Raw genomic sequence first — 26,073 nt, forward strand, 5'->3', positions numbered from 1 at the left:
CGAGCCGCCCTGCGCGTCTGCTACACTGGTCCGTTCTTCAACCAGCATGTGCACCTGATTGACCCAGATCCCTTCCCCCGACGACCTGCCGCCCGTGCTTGCCGGTCCCATCCTGCGCCGCCTCGAGCCGGGCCGCCTGGTGCTATGGCTGGTCGGCAGCGCGCCGCTCGCGCTGAGCCTGGTGCTGGCGCCGGCCGGCGGCGCGCCCCGCCGCCTGGCGCTCGATGCAGGCCGCTGCCGGGTGATACGCGTCGGCCGCCACGCCTGCGTGCACCTGATCGACGTCGCGCTGCCCGAGCCGCTGCCGCAGGACACGCTGATCGAGTACGACCTGCTCCTCACGCAGGGCGACGGCCGGCAAGCCGGGATCGCGCAGTGGGCGCCGCACCTGGTGCACGAAGGCAGGGCGCGGCCGAACCTGGTGCTGCGCAGCCGCAGCGACAATATCCTGTTCGGCTCCTGCCGCAAGCCGCACCATCCGGCCCGCGACGGCCTGGCGCGCGCCGACGCCGTGCTGGCCGGGCAGCTCGGCCGGGCCGACCAGCGGCCCGCCATGCTCATGCTGTGCGGCGACCAGGTATATGCCGACGACGTGGCGGGGCCGACGCTGGCGGCGATCCACGCGCTGATCCGGCGCCTGGGCCTGTATGGCGAATCGCTGGAAGGCGCGGTGGTGGAAGACAGCGAAGCCTTGTACCGCCACCCGGCCGGCTACTACCGGCGCGAAGAACTGCTGCCCGCGTTCAAGTCCAACGACGCCCTGCGCGACCGCTTCTTCGGCGGCAAGGAAAAGCCCATCTTCACCACGGCCAATGCGCACAACCACCTGGTCACGCTGGCCGAGGTGGTGGCCATGTACCTGCTGGTCTGGTCGCCCGTGCCGTGGGAACTGGTGGCCGATGCGCCCGCGCCCCCGCTCGCGCCCAGGCATGCCGAGCGCTGGCGGCGCGAGTCGAGCCGGCTGGAGGGCTTCCGGCGCGACCTGCCGCAGGCCGCGCGGCTGCTGGCGCACGTACAGACCCTGATGATCTTCGACGACCACGACATCACCGACGACTGGAACCTGTCGGCCAAGTGGGAGGCCACCGCCTACGGGCACCCGTTCTCGCGCCGCATCGTGGGCAATGCGCTGATCGCCTACATGCTGTGCCAGGGCTGGGGCAACCGCCCCGAGGTGTTCGCGGCGGCGCTGGACGAGATGGACCTGCTGGCCGCCACGGCCGAGCTAGACGGGCGGCTGGACGCGCCACGGCAGGACGCGTTGATTCGACGCCTGCTGGCGTTCCGCCAGTGGGACTTCGTGCTGCGCACGACGCCCACGATCATCGTGCTCGACACCCGCACCCGGCGCTGGCGCAACCGGCGCCGGCCCGGCCATCCCTCCGGCCTGATGGATTGGGAATCGCTGACCGAGCTGCAGCACGAACTGCTCGACGAAACGGCCGCCGTCATCGTCTCGCCGACGCCCATGTTCGGGGTCAAGCTGATCGAGGTGGTGCAAGGGGTCGCCACCTTTCTGGGTGCGGCCCTGACCGTCGACGCCGAGAACTGGATGGCGCACCGCGGCGCGGCCAGCAGCATGCTGAACATCTTCCGCCATTCACGCACCCCCGGCAATTACGTGGTCCTGTCGGGCGACGTGCACTATTCGTTCGCCTACGATATAGAACTGCGCGAAGTGCACGAGCCGGAGCGCGCGCCGCATGTCTGGCAGATCACCAGCAGCGGCATCAAGAACGAATTCCCGCGCCGCCTGCTCGACTGGCTCGACCGCCTCAATCGCTGGCTGTACGCGCCGCGCTCGCCGCTGAACTGGTTCACCCAGCGCCGCGACCTTGCCCTCACGCCCTACCTGCCCGACCGGCGCCAGCATGGCGAGCGCGTCTGGAACGGCGCCGGGATCGGCCAGGTGTGGCTCGACGCGCAAGGGCGGCCGCTGCGCATCCTGCAGCACAATGCGGACGGCGGGCCCGCGACCCGGTTCCTGGCGCCGGGCCAGGATGCATCCCCCGGGCCGGCTGCCGGACAGGCTTCGGGAATGCCTTGACGCATGCGTGGCGGCGGCCACGCGTCGTCAATCGAGCTGCGACTCCACATCGCGCGGATCGGTCAGGCTGATCGCTCCCTTGGCGATATACAGCACGGCCAGGATACCGGCGATATCGCCGGCGACCATCGCCGTGAGCGCGGTCCAGTCCACCATGCCGGTCTGGGCCCACATGAACGCATGGTGCAAGGCGGGACTCATGACTCCGCATAAGAGCCCGGTAAACAGGAGCCGTCCGGCAGTCAGGTTCCTGAGGCGCGGCCCCAGGTCGAACCAGTGCTTGGCGAACAGATAGGCAAGATACGGGCCGCCCGCGCCGGCGATGGCGCCATACACGGCGCGCGCCTCGTCCGCGAAGGCGAAATGCTGGAAGTTGAGGTAGAAACCCGCCAGCAGCAGGCCGACGAAGCCGGCGAAGCCGAACAGGAGCGTGGCCAGCAGACGGATGCCGGCCGGAAGAAATATCCAGTTGACCCCGCTGCTATGCTCGAACCCGATGAACAGGAGCTCGTTGATCCAGTTCAGGCCGAGAAAGGCGATGACCGTGATGCCGACATGGCCGAGCTGCTTGACGACGCTCTGTTTCGGGTGAGGCATGATGTCTGGCGGCGGGAATCCGGGTTGCGGCAAGGGCCTGCATTGTATCCGTAGACATCGGTACTCCGCTCACCCATGCCGCATGAAACGCGACATGGGCAAGCGGCAGGCTGCGCGCGGCCGGCTACCGGTTCGGCACCACCCGCCACACGGTATTGGCCAGGTCGTCCGCGACGATCAGCGCTCCGCGCGGATCGACGGTGACGCCGACCGGCCGCCCGCGGGTCTTGCCGTCGGCGTCGCGAAAGCCCGTCACGAACTCGATCGGCTTGCCGGATGGACGTCCGTTACTGAACGGCACGAAGATCACCTTGTAGCCGACCGGATCGGCGCGGTTCCAGCTGCCGTGCTCGCCCACGAAGACGCCGTCGGCATAGGCCTGGCCCATCGCCGGCAGCGAGAACGCCAGGCCGAGCGCGGCGACGTGCGCGCCCAGGCTGTAGTCGGGCTTGACGGCGGCGGCGACCTTCTCCGGGTCGCCCGGCTTGACCCGGGTGTCGACGTTCTGGCCCCAGTAGCTGTAGGGCCAGCCATAGAAAGCGCCCTCGCGCACCGAGGTCAGGTAGTCCGGCACCAGGTCGGGCCCGATCTCGTCGCGTTCGTTGACCACCGCCCACAGCTGTCCGCTGCCGGGCTGGATCGCCAGGGCGGTGGGGTTGCGCAGGCCGGTCGCATACGGCTTGTGCGCGCCCGTCGCGGCATCGACCTGCCACACCATGGCACGGTCGACTTCGGCTTCCATGCCGCGTTCGGTGATGTTGCTGTTCGAGCCGATGCCCACGTACAGGAAGCGCCCGTCGGGGCTGATCGTGAGCGCCTTGGTCCAGTGGTGGTTGATCTCGGAAGGCAGCTTGGCGACGCTGACCGGCGGGCCGGCGGCCTGGGTCTGGCCCTCGGTATAGTCGAAGCGCACCAGTTCGTCCTGGTTGGCGACGTAGAGCTTGTTGTCGAAGAAGGCCAGCCCATACGGGGCGTTGAGCTTGTCGGCGAACACGGTCTTGAGTTCGTACACGCCGTCGCCATCGGCATCGCGCAGCAGGGTCAGGCGATTGCCGCCCTTGACCGAGGTATTGCCCTTGGCCTTGATATAGCTGGCGATCACGTCCTTGGGCTTGAGCTTGGCCGCGTTGCCGCCCCGCCCTTCCGCCACCAGGATGTCGCCGTTGGGCAGCACCAGGGTCTGGCGCGGAATCCGCAGGTCGGTGGCGATCGCGCTAACGGTGAAGCCCTGCGGGACCGTCGGCTTCTGCTTGCCCCATTCCGTAGGCTCGGCGATCTTCATGTCGGGCAACAAGCCGCGTTCCGGCGCGGGCAGGCGCGGATCCGCGCCGTAGGCCAACTCGCCGCCTTCCTTGCTGCAGGCGCCCAGCAGCAGCGCCACGCCCAGGCATGCCAGGGTAGAGGAGCGTTTCATTGCACACCTCCCGCACGCGCACCGCGCTGTGAACCGAGCCCCAGCCACGCGGCGGCGCAGCTGAGCACGGTGACGACGATCGACATGACCAGGCCGGACGGCATCGTGGCCCAGGCGTCCTTGGCATGGATGAAGGCATTGATCAGTCCGAGCACCCAGGTCGCCAGCAGGACCAGGAAGTAGAGCGTCGGACGCCCGGCCTTGCGCTTGGCAGTGAGCAGCGACACGAGCGCGAACAGGAGGGCGATCCCGGAGAGCAGGAGCGCGCCGGCGATCAGCCAGGAGGCGAAATTGCTCCACTGGATCTGGTAGGTCTGGTAATACGCGATATCGCTCAGCAAGGCGCCGAGGAACAGGGGGACGGCGCCGGCAAGCAGGACGGTATGCAACAGGCCCGGCGGGCTCCGGTAGGTCGTATCGACCGTGGCTTGAGAAGACATGGCGGATCCTTCGTGGGTTGGATTGGCCCGATCTTAGCGATAATGCAAAGCGCATGGCGCATTGTTGAGCCTTGTGACAATCCGCGACTTTCCCGGGGCCTTGTTCTGGTAGCGTCGACGCACACGATCCCACCAGAAGGAGAGCCGGTCTCATGCTGAAAAACCTGGTACGCAGCGCCTTCCTTTGCACGCTATTCACGGCGCCGGTGGCGCTTGTCCAGGCCGATCCCCCTGCCGCCATGAGCGAGCACGACCTCGACACCGGTTCCCGGATCAAGCTGCAGGCCCTGAGCGCGCTGCAGGTGGAGAGCCTCGCACTGACCGCCAGGGTGTGGGGCTTCCTGAAGTATCACCATCCCGCGGTGACCAGCGGCGCGCGCCAGTGGGACCTCGATCTGCTGGGCGTCCTTCCCGCGATCCTGGCGGCAGGCTCCCGCGACGAGGCGCAGGCCCTGCTGCAACGCTGGATCGGCACGCTCGGCCCGGTTGCCGATTGCAATCCCTGCGCGAGCCTGGACCGGCAAGCCTATCAACTGCTGCCGAACCTGAAGTGGCTGGACGACACCCGCCTGCTGGGCCCGGCGCTGCGCGAGGATCTGCACCGGATCCACCGCAATCGCAGCCCCGGCACGCAGCACTACGTCCGGCTCGCGCCCGGCGTCCAGAATCCGGTCTTCGACCGGGAGCTTGAATACAAGGAGCTGCGCTTCCCGGACGCCGGCTTCCAGCTCCTTTCCCTGTTCCGGCTCTGGAACATCGTCGAATACTGGGCGCCCTACCGCGACCGGATCGACGAGGATTGGGACAAGGTATTGCGCGAGTCGATTGCGCCGGTGGCGCTGGCACAGGATCGCGCCAGCCATGAACTGGCGATGCTCGCGCTGGTCGCGCGCATCCACGATACCCATACCAACCTGTGGAGCTCGCTCCACGTGCGGCCTCCACGGGGGCAGTGCCAGCTTCCGGTCCGGGTCCGCTTCGTCGAAGGGCGCGCCACGGTCAGCGCCTACCTGGGCGAGGACGCCGCCGCGGCAACGGGGCTGAAGACCGGCGACACCATCGAATCGATCGGCGGACTTCCCGTCGACACCCTGCTGCAGTCCTGGAAACCGTACTTCGCGGCGTCCAACGAACCGACCCGCCTGCGCGACATGGCGGCGGTCCTGACCAAGGGCGAGTGCGGCCCGGTGCAGCTCGCGGCGCGGCAAGGCGGTGCGCTGCGCGAGATGCGCCTCGCGCGGGTGCCGCGCAAGGACCTGAAGCTCCCCACCACCAACGACCGGGCGGGCGAAACCTTCCAGCTGCTCGGCGAGGACGTCGCCTACCTCAAGCTCTCGTCCATCAAGAGCGCCGACATCCCGGGCTACATGGCGCGCGCGGCGCATACCCGGGGCCTGATCGTCGACATCCGCAACTACCCGTCGGATTTCGTACCCTTCGCCCTGGGCCAGTATTTCGTCGACAAGCCGACCCCATTCGTGCGCTTCACGGTCGGCGACCTGAGTAATCCGGGCGGCTTCAGATGGGGCAAGGAACTGTCGCTGTATCCGCAGGCGGCGCGCTACACCGGCAAGCTGATGATCCTGGTCGACGACATTTCCCAGAGCCAGTCCGAATACACGGCCATGGCCTTGCGCGCCGGGCCGCGCGCCAAAGTCATCGGCAGCACCACGGCGGGCGCCGACGGCAACGCGTCCTGGATCCCCCTGCCGGGCGGCTTGCGCACCATGATCAGCGGCATCGGCGTCTTCTATCCGGACAAGCGCCCCACCCAGCGGATCGGCATCGTTCCCGATATCGACGTGAAGCCGACGATCGAAGGCATCCGCGCCGGCCGCGACGAGGTGCTGGAAGCGGCCGTCGCGGAAATCCGGCGCGACTGAGCGAGGGCATCCCCAGCATGAAGGCAAGCCTGCAATCGTACCTGCCGATGCCCGCCAAAGGGTAGCAGTGATTGTAGCAATCAGGAAATTACAATACCATCCAGAAAGTGGCCGCGTGCCGTTCTCTATTGTAAGGATCCGATTGCATGAAGATGTCTCCCCTGCCCCTCCTGCTGGCCGCGTGCTTCGCCTCGAGCGCCATGCTCCCCGCACAGGCCGCCAAGCCGGCCGTTGCCAGCCAGGCGGCCGGCCTGAAGGTGGACTACCAGAAGTTCACTTTGCCCAACGGCCTGGACGTGATCTTCCACATCGACCGCTCCGATCCGGTGGTGGCCGTGAACCTGACGGCGCACGTGGGCTCGGCCCGTGAAAAGGCCGGCCGCACCGGCTTTGCCCACCTGTTCGAGCACCTGCTGTTCCTGGAATCGGAAAACCTCGGCAAGGGCGGCCTGGACAAGATGAGCGCGCGCATCGGCGGCTCCGGCGCCAACGGCTCGACCTCGCAGGACCGCACCAACTACCTGCAGACGGTGCCCAAGGATGCGCTGGAAAAGATGATCTGGGCCGAGGCGGACAAGCTGGGCTGGTTCATCAACACCGTCACCGATCCGGTGCTGGCCAAGGAAAAGCAGGTCGTCAAGAACGAGAAGCGCCAGGGCGTGGACAACGCGCCCTACGGCCACACCCGCTACGTGATCAACAAGGCCCTGTACCCGCTTGATCACCCGTACAACTGGCAGGTCATCGGTTCGCTCGACGACCTGCAGAACGCCACCCTCGACGACGTCAAGGAATTCTTCCGCCTGTGGTACGTGCCGAACAACGTGACCCTGGTGATCGCGGGCGACTTCGATCCTGCCCAGGCGCGCAAATGGGTCGAGAAGTATTTTTCCGAGATCAAGCGCGGCGCGCCGGTCGAGGCCATGGCCAAGCGTCCCGGCGTGGTCAAGCAGACCGTCAAGCTGGCCCACGAAGACAACTTCGCCAAGCTGCCCGAGCTGACCATGGCCTGGCCGACAGTGGAAGACCTGCATCCGGATTCGTACGCGCTCGAAGTGCTGGCCGAATACCTGTCGCAGACCAAGCGCGCGCCTTTCTACCAGGTGGTGGTGGAAGACGCCAAGCTGGCCCCGAGCGTCCAGTCGAGCAACCAGACCGGCGAACTGGCGGGCCAGTTCATGCTGCGCGTGCGCGCCTTCGAGGGCAAGCCCCTGGACCAGGTGGCCGGCGCGGTGGAACGGGCCTTCGCCAAGTTCGAACGCGAAGGCATTTCCGAGCGCGACCTGAACCGCATCAAGGCCGGCCTCGAGACCCGCTTCTACAACTCGGTATCCAGCGTGCTCGGCAAGTCCGCCCTGCTGGCCGAGTACAACTACCTGACCGGCAACCCGGGCTATGTCGAGGAAAGCGTGCGCAAGACCCTGGCCGTCACCAGCGCCGACGTGCGCCGCGTGTACGACACCTATATCAAGGGCAAGCCCTATGTCGCCACCAGCTTCGTCCCGAAAGGCAAGCTGGAACTGGCCCTGAGCGGCTCCAGCAAGGCCGACGTGGTCGAGGAACAGGTCGTGCAGGGCGCCGAGGGCGCGGTCGACCCGAGCGAGAACGCCGAGTACACCCGCACCCCGTCCAGTTTTGACCGCAGCAAGGAACCGCCCTACGGCGCGGCCCCGAGCGTGAAGGTGCCGCAAGTCTGGGACAGCAAGCTGGCCAACGGCATGCGCGTCTACGGCATCGAGAACAAGGAAGTGCCGCTGGTGCAGTTCGACATCGCGATCGACGGTGGCCTGCTGCTCGACGATCCCGACAAGGTGGGCGTGGCCAACCTGATGGCGCGCATGATGACGCAGGGCACCGCGCGCAGGACCCCGCAGGAACTGGAAGAAGCGATCCAGCAGCTGGGCGCGAGCATCAACGTCTTCGCCCGTCCTGAAGACGTGCGCGTCAGCGTCACCACCCTGGCCCGCAACTACGCGGCGACGGTGGCACTGGTGCAGGAGATCCTGCTCGAGCCGCGCTGGGACGAGAAGGAATTCGCCCTCGTCAAGCAAAGCGTGCTGAGCCAGATCCGCCAGCAGGAAGCCGACCCGAACGCGCTGGCGAGCAGCAATTTCAACAAGCTCATCTACGGCAAGGACGACATCCGTTCGCGCAACATCCTCGGCACGAGCGCGAGCGTGAACGCCATCACCATCGAAGACCTGAAGGCCTACTACCAGGCCAAGCTGTCGCCCTCGAACGCGCGCATGCACGTGATCGGGGCCCTGCCGAAGGACGCCGTGGCGCGCCCCCTGGCGGTGCTGGGCCGCGCGTGGAAGGCCAAGCCGGTGGCGCTGCCGGCGCCGGGCGCAGGGAGCACCCAGGCCGGCGGAAAGGTCTATTTCGTCGACGTGCCGGACGCCAAGCAGTCGGTGCTGCACATCGGCTACCGCGCGCTGGCGGCGACCGATCCGGACTACTACCCGGCGAGCGTGGCCAACTACATCCTGGGCGGCGGCGGCTTCGCCTCGCGCCTGACCCAGGAACTGCGTGAAGGCAAGGGCTACACCTACGGCATCCGCTCGAGCTTCGCCGGCAGCAAGAGCGCCGGCCCCTTCATCATCGCCAGCGGCGTGCGCAGCAATGTCACGCTCGAGTCGGCCCAACTGGTCAAGCAGATCCTGCAGGACTACGCGCCGACCTATTCGGCAGCCGACCTGGAGACCACCAGGAACTTCCTGGTCAAGAGCAATGCGCGTGCCTTCGAAACCGCGGCCGCCAAGCTCGACATGCTCGACAACATCAGCAAGTACGGCTGGCGCGCCGACTACGTCAAGGAACGCGAGCGCATCGTCAAGTCGATGACGCTGCCGCAGGTGCAAAGCCTGGCGCAGAAGTACCTGGATCCGTCCAAGATGGTGTGGCTGGTGGTCGGCGACGCCAAGACCCAGCTGCCGCGCATGAAGGAGCTCGGCTTCGACGAGCCGGTGCTGATCCCGCGTTAAGCTCGTGCAGGGTGGTCGGCTTGGCCGCAAGCGCAGCGCCCCATCGCCGCCGCCCTGCAGTATCAGGAAGCTTGTCTTGCGCGGAGTGGAAATCCGCGCATTTTCGACCATGGATTTTCGCTAGTCTTGCACGGATCGTCACGCAGTACCTACCCCATCCTCTCCAGGGAAACCCACATGAACCAGCTCCGCTGCTTCGCACTGATCGGCGTATTCTGGCACGTCGCGGCGGCGGCGCAGCAGCCGTTCCCGGTATCAGCCGCAAGATTGGCTGACATATCGGCTGATATCCGGCTGTCCCGCGTCGCCGACGACACCTGGCGCGCCGATTACGTGTTTTCGGCCCCTGTGAGCGCGCTGACGATGGATGCGGCCGGCGATTTCCGGCGCGATGCGTGGACGATTCTTTCGCCAGGAATCGTGCTTGCGAACGATGCGGCGACCAACACCGACGTCGTGTCGATGGGCGGGCGGCCATTCCAGCGATTCAGCGTGGAGATCAAGAGCTACGACGTCGCAATCCCAAAGGCATATATCGCCGTCGACCGCTTCTCGGACGGCGGGCGCCTGTTCTACCTGGGCTTTCTCGGCGGCGCGGTCGCATCCGGCGCAGGCAGCCGGCCATTGACCACCCACATCGTGCTGGCCGGCCGCCCCGGCGAGACGGCGCTCGCGCCGCCGCAGCCGCGTACAGGGGCGCCTGGCGCCTATGCCTATTTCGGCGCGCGGCAGCCGACTCCGGCGGGCGCGGCCAGCGCCATCTTCGACCCAGCCGTTCCGGCATGGGTGAAGGAGGCAATGCTCGATACCACGGCAAGAATCTCGCGCTATTACGGACAGGCCTACGGGCGGGTGCCGACCCCGCCGCTCGTCATGATGGTGACGATGGGCGACCGTAGCGCACCCGGCCTGTCGATGAAGGGGGGCGCGGTCGGCTCCCAGATCGCCTACCGTCTCGGCGGCGAACAGTTCCTGGCCGATCACCCAGCCAAACGCGCCTACATCGCGCAGCAGGTGGCGCATGAGATGGCCCACGTGTGGCAACAGCAGGTGGCGCGCGGCGGCGTGGGCGAGGAAGCGCCCTGGGTGCATGAGGGCGGCGCCGAGGCGATGGCGCATGACGCACTCCTGAAGACGCAGGTGTGGACCGCGGCCGACGGCGCTGCGTTCGTCGCGCGCAGCCTGAAGCGCTGTACCGATGAAGGCGGCAGCTTCGACTCCTATGACGGCATCTACGCCTGCGGTTTCAGGCAGTTTCATGCAACCGGGCTCGATACGGCGCAGCTGTGGCGGACAATGATGCGCCTGACCGAGCAGACCGGAGAACCGTATTCGCCCCACATGGTCGAGCACGCCGGGAAGGAGGTCCGGCAAGGAGCCGCGAGCACGCAACCCCGGGCCGACTGACAGCCTGGCCAGTATTGCCCGGTGTGCCCGCTACACCATGTCCGCGAAGCCCACCCGGTCGGTAGTGGCATTGCGCGCATCCTCCACCCGCACCTTGTGCGAGGCCAGCAGCCCTTCGAGCGATGCATTCATGGTGTGGCAGCCCGGATCGCGCCCGGTGTTCATGTGGGCGCGGATCGCCCCGACGTCGCCGGTTTCCAGCATCCGCACCACGGCCGCGCTGGGCGTGAGGCATTCGGTGGCCAGGTGGTAGCGGTTGCCCTCCCTCGACGGCAGCAGGGCCTGGCACAGCACGCCGCGCAGGGCGTGCGCCAGGGCCTGGGCCTGGGCTTCCGAATTGCCGAGCAGGCGCAGCATCTTCTGCAGGCCCAGTTCGGTGGAGCGCGCATGCAGGGTGGCCAGCACCAGCGGACCGGATTCGGCCAGGGCCAGGGCTTCCTGCGCCGTCTCGGCGTCGCGGATCTCGCCGATCACGATCACGTCCGGCCGTTCGCGCAGGGCGTCCAGCGCGCCCAGGTAGTAGCTGGCCACGTCGGCGTCCTCGCCCACTTCGCGCTGGGTGATGATGCACTTGCGCTGCGGGATCAGGGTCTCGACCGGGTCTTCGATGGTGATGATGTGGCCCGAGCGCTGCTTGTTGATCTCGTCGATCATCGAGGCGATCGTGGTCGATTTGCCCTGGCAGGTATCGCCGATGATCAACACGAGACCGCTATTCAAACGGGCGAACTCCTGCTCGTGCGGCCACAGGCCAAGCTCCGACAGCGCCAGCGGCTCCTTGGGGAAGCGCCGGATCACGCAGCCCAGGCGCTTCTTGCCCTGGAAGCTGAAGCAGTTGGCGCGGATGCGCGCCGTGTGCAGGTCGATCGAGCGATCGAAGGCGCGCACCGCGATGCGCTCGGCCCAGTTCGGCTCGATGACGTCGAAGAACTCCTCCAGCTCTTCCTTGGTGATGGGCGAATCCGTCACCGCCACCAGGCCCTTGGGCTGGCGCAGCATCAGCGGACTGTTCTGGTGAATGATGATGTCCGAGAACACCAGGCGCGAATTCAGCAGGTGCAGGATCTGCTCGACCAGGGTACCGAAGACCGGATGGTCTTCGTTCTCGATGTAGGACAGGGTGGGTATCTGCGAGGACTGGTGGTATTCCATCGGGCCGGCACATGGTAAAAGTTAAACAGTGCCGACCATTATAGAACCATGCTTATCCGAAAGATTGCAAATCTGAAATAAAAATGTTCCGTGTGCTACCAGCTTGCAACGCTAGGCGAACAGGTGCTTGTATTGCGCCTGGTAATACCAGTCGACCAGCTTGTCCGGCCGCACCGGCTTGCTGATGAAGAAGCCCTGCCCCAGGTCGCAGCCGATGTCCGCCAGCAGCTTGATGCCGGCCTGCGATTCGATGCCTTCGGCGATCACGGTCATGCCCAGCTTCTTGCCGAGCGCGATGACGGTCTCGGCGATGGCCAGCGAGCGCGGGTCGGTATCGATGTTGTGGATGAAGGACTTGTCGATCTTCAGCTTGTTGATCGGGAACTGGGACAGGTAGCTCAGGCTGGAATAGCCGGTGCCGAAATCGTCCAGCGCGATGCTGACGCCGTCATTCTTGAGCCGTTCCAGCATCTTCGCGGCATCTTCCACGTCGTTCATCACGGCGCTCTCGGTCACCTCGAACTCGATGCAGGACGGATTGATGCCGCTGCGGCGGATGATGGCGGCGGCGCGCTCGCTGAAGTTCTTCTCGCGGAATTGCACCGCCGAGACGTTCACGGCCATGCGGATGGCCGGCAACCCCAGGTTGCGCCATTTTTCGTGTTGGCGGCAGGCCTCCTGCAGCACCCAGTCGCCCAGCACGGTGATCAGGCCGGTGCGCTCGGCGGCGGCGATGAAGCGCTCCTGCGCGCCGGGCGAGGTGGCGCCGTTGCGCCAGCGCAGCAGCGCCTCCACGCCGACGAAACGCCGGTGCACCAGGTCGATGAAGGGTTGGTAGACCAGCTCGAAGTCGCTGTCGGCGATGCTGTGGCGCAGGCGCTGTTCGAGGTCGAAGGTCTGGCGCGCATGCAGGTAGATCTCCTGGGTGAAGAACTGGCAGCGGTTGCGGCCGGCATTCTTGGCATGGTACATGGCGGCATCGGCATGGCGGATCAGCGTGTCGAGCTCGTCGCCGTCTTCCGGATAGATGCTGATGCCGATGCTGGGCGAGGTCTTGAGGTCGAGCGTGTCGATCCGGTAGGGTTCGCGCAGCGCATGCAGCAGCTGGGTGGCCATGTGCAGCACCGCGTCGTCGGTACGGATGTCGGCGAGGATGGCGACGAATTCGTCGCCGCCCAGCCGGCCGACCAGGTCGTTGCCGCGCAGGTTGGACTTCAGGCGCTGCCCGACCTGCTGCAGCATGCGGTCGCCGATCGTGTGCCCGTAGGTGTCGTTGATCGGCTTGAAGCGGTCGAGGTCGAAGAACAGGATGGCGATCCGGTCGCCGTGGCGCTTGGCCGAGGCCAGCAGCTGCGCGCCCAGCTCGTAGACCAGCGCCCGGTTCGGCAGGCCGGTGAGCGGATCGTGGCGGGCCGCATGCAGCACCCGCCGCTCCGCTTCGCGCCGTTCGCTGATGTCGGCGATATGGCTGACCACCAGCCGCCCACCCGGCACGTCGGCCAGCGCCAGGCTGGCTTCGGCCGGGAACAGGCTGCCGTCCCTGCGGCGGCATTCGATATCCTGGATCTCGCCGACCGGTCCCGCCGGGGCGGCCTCGAACAGGTTGTCGAGGCCGCCGCCCCTGAGCTGGCGCAGGCCGTTTACGACCAGCACCTCGTAGGACTGGCCGATCAGTTCCTGCGGCGCGAAGTCGAACAGGCGCGCCACCGAGGCGCTGGCGAACTGGATCCTGCCGTCCTGGCCGATGCCGAGGATGGCGTGGACCGAGGCCCCGAGCAGGGCGCGCAGGGTGTGTTCCCTACCCTGCAGGTCGGACAGGTAGGCGTGCGCCTTGCGCTCGGAACGTTCCAGCACGGCGGCCATGCCGCAGGTAAACAGGCAGACCATGCCCAGCACCAGGATGGCGCCCACATCCTCCGGACGCGCGACGATCAGGGTGAATTCCGGCGCCACCAGCAAGGGGGACAGCAGCAGCGCCGACACCGACGCCAGCAGCGCGGGCCGCCATCCGCCCAGGATGGCGCTGGCCATGACCGGCAGGTACAGCAAGTCGAGCGGGGCACGCTGGCCGAACAGGTGGCGTCCCCGGTACTGGATGACTGCGCACAGCGCCACGAGGAGCAGCGTGAGGGCGTACGGGTGTCCGACCTTCCGCCGGTCAAGGCCCTTGCTTGCGAACATGACGCTCCCCTGTGTGACGGCCAAGCGCCTATCTTACGCTGTCGGCGTCAATACGCCAGCAAGGGAATCCGGCGTGTGCGCGGGCTTCCTAGTGGCGCAGGCCGGCCAGGATGCGATCGCCAAACAGGGTCACGGCGACGCCCAGCGCGACGATGCACGCGCCCAGCACCCGCACGCCCGACACCTTGCGCATCGCCATGTTGATCAGCCCGAAGTGGTCGATCGCCATCGAGGTGATCAACTGGCCGGCGATCACCAGCACGATCAGGCTCAACAGGCCGATGCGCGGCGCCAGGAACACCGTGCCGAACACGAAAGCCGCGCCCAGGAAGCCGCCCGCGAACTTCCAGAGCGGCTGGCCCGCCAGGGACGCGAAGGTGGGCCCCAGACCGCCGCGCGAGAGCGCGACCCCGGCAAGCACGATGGTGCCGCAGGCAAAGGAAACCAGGGCGGCGACCACCGAGTTGGCGCCGATCGATGCGGCCAGCTGGGTATTCACGGCCGCCTGGATCGACATGGCCATGCCGACGCAGAAGGCCATCAACAGGAAAATCAGGTTCATTGCTCCCTCCACCGGATGCGAACCGGGGCAAAAAGCGCACGATTCTAGTGCAATCCCGGCGTTCGTGATAGTCATGCACGCTGCATCGTGCGCGGCGGCCTGTCCCGGCCAGGCGCATTCTGGACGCGGGACCGTGCAATTCGTCGCATCCGGCATGCGCCGGGCCCGGCCATTGCCTAGGATGAGGGCATCGACCAACGCTTCAACAGGAGACAAGCATGAGCAAGACCTCTTCCCGCCCGGCCGGCGCCCTGCGCGCCGCAATGCTTTCCACCCTGGTGGCCGCCGCCCTCGCCGCAGGCCTGGCCACCACGGCCGCCCCGTCCGTCGCCGCCAGCTGGGCCTTCGGCGGCGAGCGCGTCGAGGGCAACGGCAGCATCAAGCGCCAGGCCCGCCAGGTCTCGCATTTCACCGGACTGGCCCTCGAAGTGCCGGGCAAGCTCGAGCTGCGCATGGGCGACAGCGAAGGCGTCACGATCGAAACCGACGACAACCTGCTGCCCCTGGTCGAGACCGTGGTGGAGAACGGCACCCTGAAGATCCGCCCGGCCAAGCGCAACCTGAACCTGCGCACCAAAAACCTGAAGATCGTCGTCAACGCACGCCAGATCGAGCGCCTGGCGCTGGGCGGCTCGGGCTCGGTGGATGCCGACGTGCTGCGCGCGCCGCGCCTGAACATCGACCTGGGCGGCTCCGGCGAAATCAATGTGCGCCAGCTGGACAGCGATGCGGTCTCGGTCACGCTGGGCGGCAGCGGCGACTTCAAGGCCGGTGCCGGCCAGGCGCGCAAGTTGTCGGTATCGATCGGCGGCTCGGGCACGGTGGACATGGGCCGGGTGCAGGCCGACAACGCCAGCATCAGCGTGGCGGGTTCGGGAGAAGCGACGGTGTGGGCGCGCCACGAGCTGAGCATGACCATCGCCGGCTCGGGCGACGTCAATTACTACGGCGATCCGCGCGTCAGCAAGTCGATCGTGGGCTCGGGGGATGCGCGCCGGATCGCCGCGGCGCCGCGCTGATCCCTTGGCGCCGGTCGGCCGGCCATGCCGGCCGGCCGGGAACATCAATGCCCGGCGTGGGCGCTGTGCGCCAGGGGGCGCACCGGCACGTTCACCTTCACGTCCTGGCGCTTGCCCGCCGCATCCTGTACCTGCAGGGTCAGCTCGACGCTCTCCCCTTCCTTCACCTGGCGCTTCAGGTCCATCAGCATGATGTGGTAGCCGCCGCTGGCCAGGTTGACGGGCTTGCCGGCGGGCAGCTCGATCGCTTCCACGCGGCGCATGCGCATGGTCTGGCCTTCCATCGCCATCTCGTGCAGCTCGGCGCGGCCGGCGACCTCGCTCTGCACGCCGACCAGGCGCGCGGGCGCGGCCGACTGCAGGCGCATGAAGGCGCCGGTCACCTTCTGGGCCGGCACGGTGGCGCGGATCCAGGGTTCGGACACGCTCACCTGGGCAAACGCGGAGACCGACAACAGGCTGCCGGCAAGGAGGGCGAGGAAGCTGCGTTTCATGGCGAAGAAAGTAAAATGAAGTGAACGGGGAATTATAGCTTCATGCGCCGCCGCGCAGGTATTCGCGCTCGACCAGCACCGTGTCGACGCCGTCGGTCAGCCACACCTGGCCGTCCTGGATCGTGCACTGCAGCTGCATGTTGCGCTTGGCCATCTTCTCGAGCCCGACGCTGGCCTCGTTCGGAATGTTCACCACCGCGACGTTCCTGGCCCGGCCGATCTTATTGGCCAGGCCCTTGAACCAGATGTCGCTGGTCGCGCTGTAGCTGTACACGAGCACCTTCTCCGAGCGGCCCGCCGCCTTCAGCAGGCGCTTCTCGTCGGGTTGGCCGACCTCGATCCAGGTCTGGATGGCGCCGGTCAGGTCCTTCTGCCACATGGCCGGTTCCTCGACGTCGAACAGGTCCTTGGTGAACACGAGCGCCGGGTCCGCGTGCAGCGCGAAAGCCAGCACCCGGATCATCACGCGCTCGTCGGTTTCCGAGGGGTGGCGCGCGATGGTCAGGGTGTGGTCGCCGTAGTAGTTGCGGTCCATGTCGGCGATCGACAGGTCGGCCTTGTAGATGGTTGCCTTGAGAGCCATAGGGTGTGAAGGGGTTTGGATGGGATCGATAAGCCCGCTATTGTCGCATGCGCCGCACGGGACCGGTAGGAGCGGCGCTCCAGAAGCGGTATAGTCACGTTGCCAATATTGTCGAACTTTCAGCGGAGACCTTCATGACCAATGCCTTCCCCCCGAACCAGCAGTTCTTGCTCGCCGCCCGCCCGCTCGGCCTGCCGCGCAACGAAGACTGGCAGTTCCACGAAGAAGCCGTGCCCGAGCCGCTCGAGGGCGGCATCGTCGTCAAGGTGCTCTACCTGTCGCTCGACCCGGCCATGCGCGGCTGGATGAACGAGGGCAAATCGTATATCCGGCCGGTGGCGATCGGCGAGGTGATGCGGGCCGGCGGCCTGGGCGTGGTGGTGGCGTCGCGCTCGCCGCGTTTCGCGGTGGGCGACCATGTGCTGGGGGGCACCGGGGTGCAGCGCTACTGGTCCGGCCCGGCGGACGACAAGACCGCCGCCTTCACCCGGATCGACCCGCGCCTCGCCCCGCCCACGGCCTGGCTCAACGTGCTCGGCATGCCCGGCATGACCGCCTTCTTCGGCCTGCGCGAAGTGGGCCAGCCCAAGCCGGGAGAAACCGTGGTGGTCTCGGGCGCGGCCGGCGCGGTCGGCATGACGGTCGGCCAGGTGGCGAAGAAGATGGGCTGCCGCGTGGTGGGCATCGCCGGCGGCGCCGAAAAATGCCGCTTCGTGGTCGAGCAACTCGGCTTCGACGCCTGCATCGACTACAAGGCCGGCTCGGTACACGCGGGCCTGAAGGAACACTGCCCGCAAGGCGTGGACGTCTACTTCGACAACGTCGGCGGCGATATCCTGGACGCGGTCCTCGCCCGCATCAACATGAAGGCGCGTATCGTCATCTGCGGCGCGATCTCGCAATACAACACCACCAGCCAGGTGAAGGGCCCGGCCAACTACCTGGCGCTGCTGGTGAACCGCGCGCGCATGGAGGGCATGGTCGTGTTCGACTATGCGCCGCGCTACCCGGAAGGCGTGGCGACCATGGCGGGCTGGATGCAGGAAGGAAGCCTCAAGAGCATCGAGTACGTGGTGGAAGGCTTCGAGCGCTTCCCCGAGGCGCTCCTGATGCTGTTCGAAGGCAGGAACCTCGGCAAGCTGGTGCTCAAGGTGGCGGAGGCCTGAATCTGCTGCCTGCCCCGGAAGTTCCTTGATCCGGCAACGAGGTGCCTCACGATTCGGTGAACTTCTTCCGGCGCGGCGCGTCAAATCCGGCTTGACGCGCCTTATTTCGCGGCGGAGACAACATGGTTCAGACTTCACAGACGAGCGCCGAGCCGCCCGGCGGCATCCTGGCCCAGTTGCGCGCCGACCATGCGCACGTGCGCGCCCTGTTCCACGCCTTCGCCATGCTCGACCGCGAAGAAGAAGCGCAGCGCGAGCGCGTGGTCGACGAACTGTGCGATGCCTTGAGCATGCACGCGCTGCTCGAGGACGAACTGTTCTATCCGGCGCTGCGCGGCGCGGTCGACGACAGCCTGCTCGAGGACGCCGCGCTGGAACACGACAGCACGCGCGAACTCGTCCTGCAGCTCGCTTCGCTGTTCCCGGACGACGAGTACTTCGACGTCTGCGTCGCGGTGCTGGCCGACGAAGTCGAACGCCACGTCGCCTTCGAGGAAAACCAGCTGTTCCCGGCGCTGGCGCGCACCGGGGCCGACCAGCTTGGCCTGGGCCTGCGCCTGCGCACGCGCCGCGCCCAGCTCGAATCCGACCTTGCCGCGGCCCCGCCCGCGATCGACGGCATCGCGCCGCGGGGCCTGCTGGGCGGCGCGAGCGGCCGTGTGCGCGAACGGCGTTCGCGTCCGCGCTGACACGCCGCGCCGCTACTTCGCTGCCGGTCCCGGCGCGAAGGAACTTACGCTTCAGCCTTCTCTCTAAACGGCACGAGCGCATCCATACGCGTTCGCGATGTTCGGTTTCGACGGACTTTGACACCTCAGGCCACACAAGGAGAGCGACATGGCGACAAGCAAAGAGAACGGAAAGGGCAACGCCCAGAAGGGCGGCGCGGGCAGCGGCCAGGCGCCGGCCAAGCGCGGTTTCGCGGCAATGGACCAGAACCAGCAGCGTGAAATCGCCAGCAAGGGCGGACAGGCGGCACACCAGAAAGGCACCGCGCACGAGTTCGATTCGGAAGAAGCACGCCGCGCCGGCCAGAAAGGCGGCGAAGCAGTCAGCCGCAACCGCGCCCACATGGCCGACATCGGACGCAAGGGCGGCGAGAGCCGGCAGTCGGCCCAGCGGGCCGCCGCAGCCGCCAAGAACGCCGGCAACCGCCAGGGCGAAAAGGAAAGCTGACCCGCTTTCCACCGATCGTCTTTCCACTCCAAGCACCTTCGGCTGCCGCAGCCGCTGAAGGCTCCCCCCAACGATGCATTCCTGCCACGGCGCCCACCGGCGCCGTGGCCGCCTCCAGACGCAGGCGCCGGCGCCATGGTACATTGCCGGGCTTATGCATAGCCTTCCCTACCTCACTGCTTATTCCGACAGCCTGCGGACCCAGGTCGGCCAGCTGATCGACGCCGGCCAGCTCGGCGCCGTGCTCTTGCAGCGCTACCCCGAGGCGCACGGCATCCGTACCGACAAGGCGCTCTATGCCTATGTGCAGGCGCTGAAGGACGACTACCTGCGCCAGGCCGAGCCGGTGGTCAAGGTCGCCTTCGACAGCAAGATCCATGTGGTGCAGCACGCGCTTGGACTGCACACCGCGATCTCGCGCGTCCAGGGCAGCCGCCTGAAGGCCAAGCGCGAGATCCGCATCGCCAGCGTGTTCCGCGATGCTCCGCTGCCCTTCCTGCGCATGATCGCGGTGCACGAGTTGGCCCACCTGAAGGAAAAGGAACACGACAAGGCCTTCTACAAGCTGTGCTGCTGGATGGAGCCGCACTACCACCAGTTCGAGTTCGACCTGCGGCTCTACCTCACCTGGCTCGACCTGGGTGGTGGGCGGCTGTGGGGCGCCGCACCAGATCACGTTGCCCAAGAACAACAATTCTTATCAAGTTGATTCTTTTCCTTAAGTAAATGTCTCGACTTTACTTCTTCCCTTGGGTAAAGTCTGATGTCGTTTTTTCCCCTTGCAGGGCCTGGTTTCGTGGCCCTGCCGCACAGCAAGCTGAACCATGACGCACCTGTTTTCCTTCCCCGGCAAAGCGCTGCCGGCAGCCCTGCGCGGCGGCGCGCTCGCCTGCGGGCTGCTGGCCGCCATGACCGGTAACGCCCTCGCCGGCGGCAGGGCCGGCGCCGATGCGGCGGCCGGCAATCCCTCCGCTGGGCCGGCCTGGAAATTTTCCGGCTTCGGCACGCTCGGCGCCGTCTATGCGAGCGTGCGCAATGCCGACTTCAGTTCGACCATCCTGCGCGCCAACGGCGCCGGCCGCAGCGAGCCTTGGAGTCCGAACGTCGACAGCCGCCTGGGCGCCCAGCTCGACCTGTCGCAGGGCCGCTGGTCCGCCGTGCTGCAGGTGGTGAGCGAGCAGAACATGGAAGGCAACTACCGCCCGCGCGTCGAATGGGCCAACGTCAAGTACCAGGCCACCCCGGACCTGGCGCTGCGCGTCGGACGCATCGCGCTGCCCGTGTTCCTGGCGGCCGATTACCGCAAGGTCGGCTATACCATGGCCTGGGTGCGCCCACCGGTCGAGGTGTATGGCGGGCTGCCGATCTCCAGCAGCGACGGCGTCGACGCCACCTGGCGCTGGGGCGCCGGCGACACGCGCCATGCCACCCAGGCCTTCTTCGGCCGCACCGACACCCGCCTGTTCGACGACCGCCGCGTGGAAGCGCACGGCATCGCCGGGCTGTCCCACAGCATCGAGCACGGTCCGCTGAGCGCCCGCCTGTCGGCGCTCACCGCCCACCTGACGACCGGCATCGGCGAAGAAATATTCACCGCCTTGCGCGCCTTCGGCCCGCAAGGCGTGGCGCTGGCCGAGCGCTATGCGATCGAGCACAAGCGGGTCAGCATGGTCAGCGCCGGCTTCAGCTACGATCCGGGACAGTGGTTCCTGAACGCCGAAGCCGGGCATGCCCAGACCCACTCGCTGCTCGGCCGCACCACCACCATGTATGCCGGCGGCGGCTACCGCTTCGCCAGCCTGACGCCCTACCTGGGCTTTGCCAAGGTGCGCGCGCACGGCGCCACCCGCGACCCGGGCCTGCCGCTGGCCGGCCTGCCGGCGCGGGCGCGTGCCACCGCTAGCGCGCTCAACGCCGGCTTGAACACCTACCTGGGGACGATCCCGATCCAGACCACGCTCAGCGCCGGCCTGCGCTGGGACCTGGCCCGCGATGCCGCGCTCAAGGTCCAGTACGACCGCCTGCGTCCGACCGACGGCTCGCGCGGTACCCTGATCAATACGCCGTCCAGCTTCCGCTCGGGCGAGACCGTGCACGTGGGCAGCGTCGCCCTCGATTTCGTCTTCTGAGGCCGCGCATGGTTATCCGCATCCGACACCTGGCGGCTGCCGCCGCGCTCGCGCTGGCGGCCTGCGCCAATGCCTCGGCCGAACTGGTCGTGATCGTTTCGGCACGCAATCCGGTGCCGGCACTGTCCCCCGACCAGGTCGCCGCGATCTTCCTCGGCCAGGCCGGCCGCTTCCCCGGCGGCCTGGAAGTGGTGGCGCTCGACCAGCGCCTAGGCTCGCACGAACGCGAGCAGTTCTACGCCCAGGTCACCGGCAAGAGCCCGGCCCTGCTCAAGGCGCACTGGTCGAAAATGGTCTTCACCGGCCGCGGCCAGCCGCCGCGCGAAGCCGTCGACAGCGCCAGCGTGCGCCGCATGGTAGCCGACAATCCGTCCATGATCGGCTACATCGACCGTGCCGCGCTGGATGCCAGCGTGCGTCCGGTACTGGTGCTGCGCTGAGCCCATGAACGGCATGGTCCCGCCCGCCACTGCCCGGCCGCCACGCCCGCGCCGCAGCGCTGTGCTGGGCTGGCTCGGGCGCGGGCTGGAAACCCACATCTCGCTGCCACTGTTCGCGCTGCTGCTGGTGGCGGCGCTGTGGACCGCCGCCCTGCACATGATCGGCGCCGAGGAGCGCGCCGCGCACGGGGCGGCCCGCGAGGCCACGCGCGAACTGGTCGACACCTACGAGGCGCAGATGGCGCGCAGCCTGAGCGGCATCGACCAGACCCTGCGCGTGCTGCAGTACGCGGTCGAGACCAACGGTCCGGGCGGCGCCCTGGCGGCGATGAGCGCCAAGGGCCTGCTGCCGCCGGGTTTGGTGTTCCAGGTCGCGATCGTCGGCGCGGATGGGCGGGTGCTGGCGAGCAATCCGCACAGCCGGCCCGGCGGCGACGTCTCGCGCGCGCCCTGGTTCACCTGGCACCGCGAGCGCAACAGCGCCGCGCCCTATGTCAGCGCGACCGTCGGCCGGCGCGAGCCGCACGTGGTGTTCTCGCGCCGCATCTCCAGCGTCGACGGCCGCTTCGCGGGCGTGGCCACCGTCGCCGTGGACCCGGCCTTCTTCACCAGCTCCTACGAACACTCGCGCCTGGGCGAGCGCGGCCTGCTCGGGGTGGCCGGCAGCGACGGCATCGTGCGCGCGGTGCGCGTCGGCGAGCAGGTCTCGTGGGGCCAGCACCTCGCCGTCGGCAAGGACGAGGACATCGTGCTGAGCCGGGACGGCATCGACCGCGAGCTGCGCTACACCGGCACCCGCGCCCTGGCCGGCTTCCCGCTGGTGGCCGTGGTCGGCCTGTCCGAAGCCGAGCAGATGGCCGAATTCCGCGCGGAGCGGCGCGCCTGGCTGCTCGGCGCCGGCGCCGGCACCGCCCTGCTGCTGCTGGTCGTCACCCTGGTGAGCGCGTGGTCGTGGCAACTGGCCAAGGCGCGAAGGCGCGAACGGCTGGCGCAGGAAACCTATGCCGCCGCGTCCGAGGCCAGCCTGGACGCCTTCTTCGTGCTGCGCACCATCTTCGGCGCCGACGGCGGCGTGATGGACTTCCTGGTCGAGACCACCAATACCCGCGCCGAACAGCTCACCGGCCTGCCCAAGGAGCGCATGCAGGGCAAGCGCATGTCGGTGCTGCTGCCGACCCACATGGGCCTGGGCATCTTCGACGACCTGTCGGCGGTGGCGACCGACGGCGTGGCGCGCGAAGCCGAATGGCTGGCCCACATGATTCCCGTGGAGGACCGCTGGCTGCACCGCCAGGTGGTGCCGGTGGAAGGCGGCGTGGTGGCGATCGTGCGCGACATCACCGAGCGCAAGCTCGCCGAGCAGCGCATCCGCCACCTGGCCCACCACGACGACCTGACCGGGCTGCCGAACCGCAGCCTGCTGCGCGACCGCCTCGGCCAGGCCATCCGCGACGCCGAGCGCAAGGGCGGCGCGGTGGGACTGGCCTTCATCGACCTCGACGGCTTCAAGCTGGTCAACGACGGCCTCGGCCACAATGCCGGCGACGAACTGCTGAAGGTGGTCGGGACGCGCATGGGCCAGTGCCTGCGCCGCAACGACACCCTGGCGCGCTTCGGCGGCGACGAGTTCGTGATCCTGCTGCCCGACATCTCGGGCGACCCGCTGGCGATCACGCCGCTGCTGGAAAAGGTGCGCCAGGCGGTGACCGAGCCGGTCGAGGTCGAGGGCCAGGAAGTGCAGGTCAGCTGCAGCATGGGCGTGGTGCTGTACCCGCGCGACGGCGAGGACGCCAACACCCTCATGATGAACGCCGACGCGGCGATGTACCGCGCCAAGGAACACAAGGACAGCTTCCAGTTCTATGCCAGCGAGATGAACGCCAGCGTGGAAGAGAAGCTGGTGCTGCTCGAGGGCCTGCGCGCCGCGCTCGACGAATGCGTCGACGCCGGCGCCGATCCGAACTGCCGGGACGACGCCTGCCAGTTCCAGCTGCTGTACCAGCCGAAGGTCGACCTGCGCAGCGGCCGCGTGTTCGGGGTCGAGGCCCTGATCCGCTGGAAGCATCCCGAGCAGGGCATGATTTCCCCGCTGCGCTTCATCGGCCTGGCCGAAGAAAGCGGCCTGATCGTGCCGCTGGGCGAATGGGTGGTGCGCACCGCCTGCGCCCAGGGCGTGGCCTGGCGCGCCGCCGGCCTGCCGCCGCTGAGCATTTCGGTCAACGTCTCGGCCCGCCAGTTCGAGGAAAAGCGCCTGGTCGAGCGCATCGCCGGCGCCCTGCGCGACTCCGGGCTGCCGCCGGATGCGCTGGAAGTCGAGGTGACCGAAAGCTCGATCATGCGCGATCTCGGACGCGCGGTGGACAAGATGCGCGAACTCAAGGCGATGGGCGTGTCGCTCTCGATCGACGACTTCGGCACCGGCTATTCGAGCCTGTCGGCCCTGAAGTCCTTCCCGATCAGCCGCCTCAAGATCGACAAGAGCTTTGTGAGCGACCTGGCCGACAGCCTCGATGACCAGGCCATCGCGATGGCGGTGATCTCGCTGGGCCACAAGCTGAACCTGCGTGTCATCGCCGAGGGCGTGGAAACCGCGCAGCAGCGCGACTTCCTGCGCGCCAACGACTGCGACGAGATGCAGGGCTACCTGTTCAGCCGCCCGGTGCCGCCAGAGCGGATTGCCGAACTGCTGGCCGCGGTGCCGGCCGACTGCCTGCAGGAACCGGCATGACATTGCTGCGCTCACTCGTCTCCCTGCTCTACGGCGACGACCCGAAGCTGCGCCGCGCGCTGCAGTACTGGGGAGCGACCTGCACGCTGTACGTCGCCTGCAGCTTGCTGCTGCTGTTGCAGGCCGGCCAGGGCATGACCGACCCGGTGGCCGCCGGCCGCCTGATCGCCGCCGCCGGCGGCGGCGCGCTCGTCTTCTATGTCCTGATCCGCTTCAGCGGGCGCCTGAAGCTGGCGCCCGACCAACTGGCGGTGACGCAGGCGCTGTTCTCGCTGGCTTGCAGCATGGTGGCTTATGCGATCTCGGGACCGCTGCGCGCCGCCCTGCTGAGCATGACGGTGGTGGTGATCGTGTTCTGCATGTTCGCTGCGAAACCGAGCCAGACCCTGCTGCTCACGGCCGCCGCCCTGGCCGGCATGGGCGCCACCATGTACTGGATGCAGGCCGGCGACCCGCTGCGCTACCCGCCGGCGACCGAAGCGCTCACCTTCGGCTACCTGGCCGGCGCCCTGCTCTCCACCGCCGTGCTGAGCGGCGAGATGAGCAAGCTGCGCGCGCGCCTGAAACGCCAGCGCCGCGAACTGAGCGAAGCGCTGGACACCATCCGGGTGCTGGCCACGGTGGACGAACTCACCTCGCTGGTGAACCGGCGCCGCATGCACGAAGTGCTGGCGGACGAGGAGCGGCGCCAGCCCAGCGGGCGGGGCACCTGCATCGCCCTGCTCGACCTCGACTTCTTCAAGCAGGTCAACGACCGGCACGGCCACGCCGCCGGCGACGCCGTGCTGCGCAGCTTTTCGAGCACGGCACGCGCCTGCCTGCGCGCCAACGACGTGCTGGCGCGCTGGGGCGGCGAGGAATTCCTGCTGCTGCTGCCGGACGCCGCGCCCGAGGATGCGCGCGCCGTGCTGGAGCGGATGGCCCAGCGCGTCCACGGCATGCAGGTCGCGGGCCTGCGGGACCGCCGCATCAGCTTCTCTGCGGGCCTGGCCGCGCGCGGCGCCGGCGAACCCTACGCCGACGCCATCCACCGCGCCGACAAGGCGCTCTACCAGGCCAAGGAGGCCGGGCGCGACCGCATCGTGCTGGCCTGAGCACGATTGGCGCGGCGCTCATCCATGTCATTTGCTAGCATGCGGGCATGGCAATCAAGGTACTATTGGTAGACGACCTGCTGCTCGACGTGGCCCTGACGCGCCGCGCATTGGAAGATTGCGAGGTCGCGCACCGCATCGTGGTGGCGGCAGACGGCGAGGAAGGCTACCGTCTGGTGGGGGAAATGTCCTTCGACCTGCTGCTGCTCGACATCAAGATGCCGCGGGTCGACGGCTTCGAACTCATGCAACGCCTGCGCGAGCGCGCCGCCGGCCACCTGCCGGTCATCGTCCTGTCCGGCTCGGGGCGATCGGGTACGTGCACAAGGCGGTCGACTATGGCGAATTCCGGCATGCCTTGAAGACCGCCCTCGGACGGCACGGCTTCTGCTGAATCTCCTTTCGGGCGCGGGCCGGCGCCAGCTTGTCGCCTCCATCCCATTCCAGTTCCTGCTGCACGGGCGTCAGGCTGCGTGCCGTCGCCCATTTCGCATAACGATCTAGGGCATGCAGAAGAAATAAAACTACTTGCAGGCGCATTATTGGTTGTTTCGGCGAATTTAGTCTGTTACTTTAC

The 26,073-nt window shown here is 67.6% G+C and carries 22 protein-coding genes; 14 read left to right on the forward strand and 8 right to left on the reverse strand.

From position 1 onward, the window contains the following. The first annotated feature begins 94 nt into the window (after positions 1-94). On the forward strand, positions 95-2,047 hold the full coding sequence (locus ACK4S9_RS12355) for an alkaline phosphatase family protein (RefSeq protein WP_409726079.1): 1,953 nt from the start codon (positions 95-97) through the stop codon (positions 2,045-2,047). A gap of 27 nt (positions 2,048-2,074) precedes the next feature. On the opposite strand, the gene ACK4S9_RS12360 is transcribed toward ACK4S9_RS12355, so the two are convergent. The 3 genes from ACK4S9_RS12360 to ACK4S9_RS12370 all read right to left on the reverse strand — a co-directional run bounded on the left by ACK4S9_RS12360 (position 2,075) and on the right by ACK4S9_RS12370 (position 4,498). Beyond that, positions 2,075-2,644, reverse strand: coding sequence for a hypothetical protein (locus ACK4S9_RS12360; RefSeq protein ID WP_409725967.1), 570 nt, complete (start codon positions 2,642-2,644; stop codon positions 2,075-2,077). 124 nt (positions 2,645-2,768) lie between these two features. Then, a complete protein-coding gene (locus ACK4S9_RS12365) occupies positions 2,769-4,058 on the reverse strand; it encodes a PQQ-dependent sugar dehydrogenase (protein ID WP_409725969.1) in 1,290 nt (429 codons plus the stop codon). After that, on the reverse strand, positions 4,055-4,498 hold the full coding sequence (locus tag ACK4S9_RS12370) for a DUF2231 domain-containing protein (RefSeq protein ID WP_409725971.1): 444 nt from the start codon (positions 4,496-4,498) through the stop codon (positions 4,055-4,057). The genes ACK4S9_RS12365 and ACK4S9_RS12370 overlap by 4 nt, the downstream gene beginning before the upstream one ends. Positions 4,499-4,650: 152 nt before the next feature. Here ACK4S9_RS12370 and ACK4S9_RS12375 point away from each other — a divergent pair, with 152 nt between their 5' ends. The 3 genes from ACK4S9_RS12375 (at position 4,651) to ACK4S9_RS12385 (ending at position 10,772) form a co-directional block, all read left to right on the forward strand. Further along, positions 4,651-6,381: a S41 family peptidase gene (locus tag ACK4S9_RS12375; protein ID WP_409725973.1), complete on the forward strand. Its 1,731-nt coding sequence runs from the start codon at positions 4,651-4,653 to the stop codon at positions 6,379-6,381. 146 nt (positions 6,382-6,527) lie between these two features. After that, positions 6,528-9,365 carry a M16 family metallopeptidase gene (locus tag ACK4S9_RS12380; protein WP_409725975.1) on the forward strand — a complete coding sequence of 946 codons (2,838 nt, stop codon included), beginning with the start codon at positions 6,528-6,530 and terminating at the stop codon, positions 9,363-9,365. Between the two features lie 177 nt (positions 9,366-9,542). Continuing rightward, positions 9,543-10,772, forward strand: a complete 1,230-nt coding sequence (locus ACK4S9_RS12385) for a hypothetical protein (protein ID WP_409725977.1) — start codon at positions 9,543-9,545, stop codon at positions 10,770-10,772. A gap of 30 nt (positions 10,773-10,802) precedes the next feature. Here the strand turns inward: ACK4S9_RS12385 and ACK4S9_RS12390 are convergent, their stop codons facing one another. The 3 genes from ACK4S9_RS12390 to ACK4S9_RS12400 form a co-directional block, all read right to left on the reverse strand. Further along, positions 10,803-11,924 (reverse strand): type IV pilus twitching motility protein PilT, encoded by a 1,122-nt coding sequence (locus ACK4S9_RS12390; protein WP_409725979.1) that lies wholly within the window; start codon positions 11,922-11,924, stop codon positions 10,803-10,805. A 111-nt stretch (positions 11,925-12,035) separates the two neighbouring features. Then, positions 12,036-14,105, reverse strand: coding sequence for a putative bifunctional diguanylate cyclase/phosphodiesterase (locus tag ACK4S9_RS12395; protein WP_409725981.1), 2,070 nt, complete (start codon positions 14,103-14,105; stop codon positions 12,036-12,038). Positions 14,106-14,193: 88 nt separating this feature from the next. Then, positions 14,194-14,667, reverse strand: coding sequence for a DMT family transporter (locus tag ACK4S9_RS12400; RefSeq protein ID WP_409725983.1), 474 nt, complete (start codon positions 14,665-14,667; stop codon positions 14,194-14,196). A 218-nt stretch (positions 14,668-14,885) separates the two neighbouring features. Here ACK4S9_RS12400 and ACK4S9_RS12405 point away from each other — a divergent pair, with 218 nt between their 5' ends. Further along, on the forward strand, positions 14,886-15,686 hold the full coding sequence (locus ACK4S9_RS12405; protein ID WP_409725985.1) for a head GIN domain-containing protein: 801 nt from the start codon (positions 14,886-14,888) through the stop codon (positions 15,684-15,686). 44 nt (positions 15,687-15,730) lie between these two features. Here ACK4S9_RS12405 and ACK4S9_RS12410 read toward each other — a convergent pair whose 3' ends face one another. Both ACK4S9_RS12410 and ACK4S9_RS12415 read right to left on the reverse strand, forming a co-directional pair. Continuing rightward, a complete protein-coding gene (locus ACK4S9_RS12410; RefSeq protein ID WP_409725987.1) occupies positions 15,731-16,180 on the reverse strand; it encodes a copper chaperone PCu(A)C in 450 nt (149 codons plus the stop codon). A gap of 40 nt (positions 16,181-16,220) precedes the next feature. Continuing rightward, positions 16,221-16,763 (reverse strand): YaeQ family protein, encoded by a 543-nt coding sequence (locus ACK4S9_RS12415; protein WP_409725989.1) that lies wholly within the window; start codon positions 16,761-16,763, stop codon positions 16,221-16,223. Between the two features lie 134 nt (positions 16,764-16,897). On the opposite strand from ACK4S9_RS12415, the gene ACK4S9_RS12420 reads away from it, so the two are divergent. The 9 genes from ACK4S9_RS12420 to ACK4S9_RS12460 all read left to right on the forward strand — a co-directional run bounded on the left by ACK4S9_RS12420 (position 16,898) and on the right by ACK4S9_RS12460 (position 25,858). Beyond that, positions 16,898-17,929 carry an NADP-dependent oxidoreductase gene (locus tag ACK4S9_RS12420; RefSeq protein WP_409725992.1) on the forward strand — a complete coding sequence of 344 codons (1,032 nt, stop codon included), beginning with the start codon at positions 16,898-16,900 and terminating at the stop codon, positions 17,927-17,929. 122 nt (positions 17,930-18,051) lie between these two features. Further along, positions 18,052-18,618, forward strand: a complete 567-nt coding sequence (locus tag ACK4S9_RS12425) for a hemerythrin domain-containing protein (RefSeq protein WP_409725994.1) — start codon at positions 18,052-18,054, stop codon at positions 18,616-18,618. A gap of 148 nt (positions 18,619-18,766) precedes the next feature. Continuing rightward, positions 18,767-19,105, forward strand: coding sequence for a KGG domain-containing protein (locus tag ACK4S9_RS12430; RefSeq protein ID WP_027866076.1), 339 nt, complete (start codon positions 18,767-18,769; stop codon positions 19,103-19,105). Positions 19,106-19,259: 154 nt separating this feature from the next. Further along, complete coding sequence (locus ACK4S9_RS12435) at positions 19,260-19,814, forward strand: YgjP-like metallopeptidase domain-containing protein (RefSeq protein WP_409725997.1); 555 nt, start codon at positions 19,260-19,262, stop codon at positions 19,812-19,814. Positions 19,815-19,929: 115 nt separating this feature from the next. Then, entirely contained in the window at positions 19,930-21,234 is a 1,305-nt protein-coding gene (locus tag ACK4S9_RS12440; RefSeq protein WP_409725999.1) for a hypothetical protein, read from the forward strand. 8 nt (positions 21,235-21,242) lie between these two features. Next, a complete protein-coding gene (locus ACK4S9_RS12445) occupies positions 21,243-21,674 on the forward strand; it encodes a phosphate ABC transporter substrate-binding protein (RefSeq protein WP_409726001.1) in 432 nt (143 codons plus the stop codon). A 4-nt stretch (positions 21,675-21,678) separates the two neighbouring features. Beyond that, on the forward strand, positions 21,679-24,402 hold the full coding sequence (locus ACK4S9_RS12450) for an EAL domain-containing protein (RefSeq protein WP_409726003.1): 2,724 nt from the start codon (positions 21,679-21,681) through the stop codon (positions 24,400-24,402). After that, positions 24,399-25,496: a diguanylate cyclase gene (locus tag ACK4S9_RS12455; RefSeq protein ID WP_409726005.1), complete on the forward strand. Its 1,098-nt coding sequence runs from the start codon at positions 24,399-24,401 to the stop codon at positions 25,494-25,496. The genes ACK4S9_RS12450 and ACK4S9_RS12455 overlap by 4 nt, the downstream gene beginning before the upstream one ends. A gap of 47 nt (positions 25,497-25,543) precedes the next feature. Further along, positions 25,544-25,858, forward strand: coding sequence for a response regulator (locus ACK4S9_RS12460; RefSeq protein WP_409726007.1), 315 nt, complete (start codon positions 25,544-25,546; stop codon positions 25,856-25,858). The last annotated feature ends 215 nt before the right edge of the window (positions 25,859-26,073 follow it).

The sequence above is a fragment of the Massilia sp. genome, assembly GCF_046293535.1.
Taxonomy (GTDB): Bacteria; Pseudomonadota; Gammaproteobacteria; order Burkholderiales; family Burkholderiaceae_D; genus Telluria.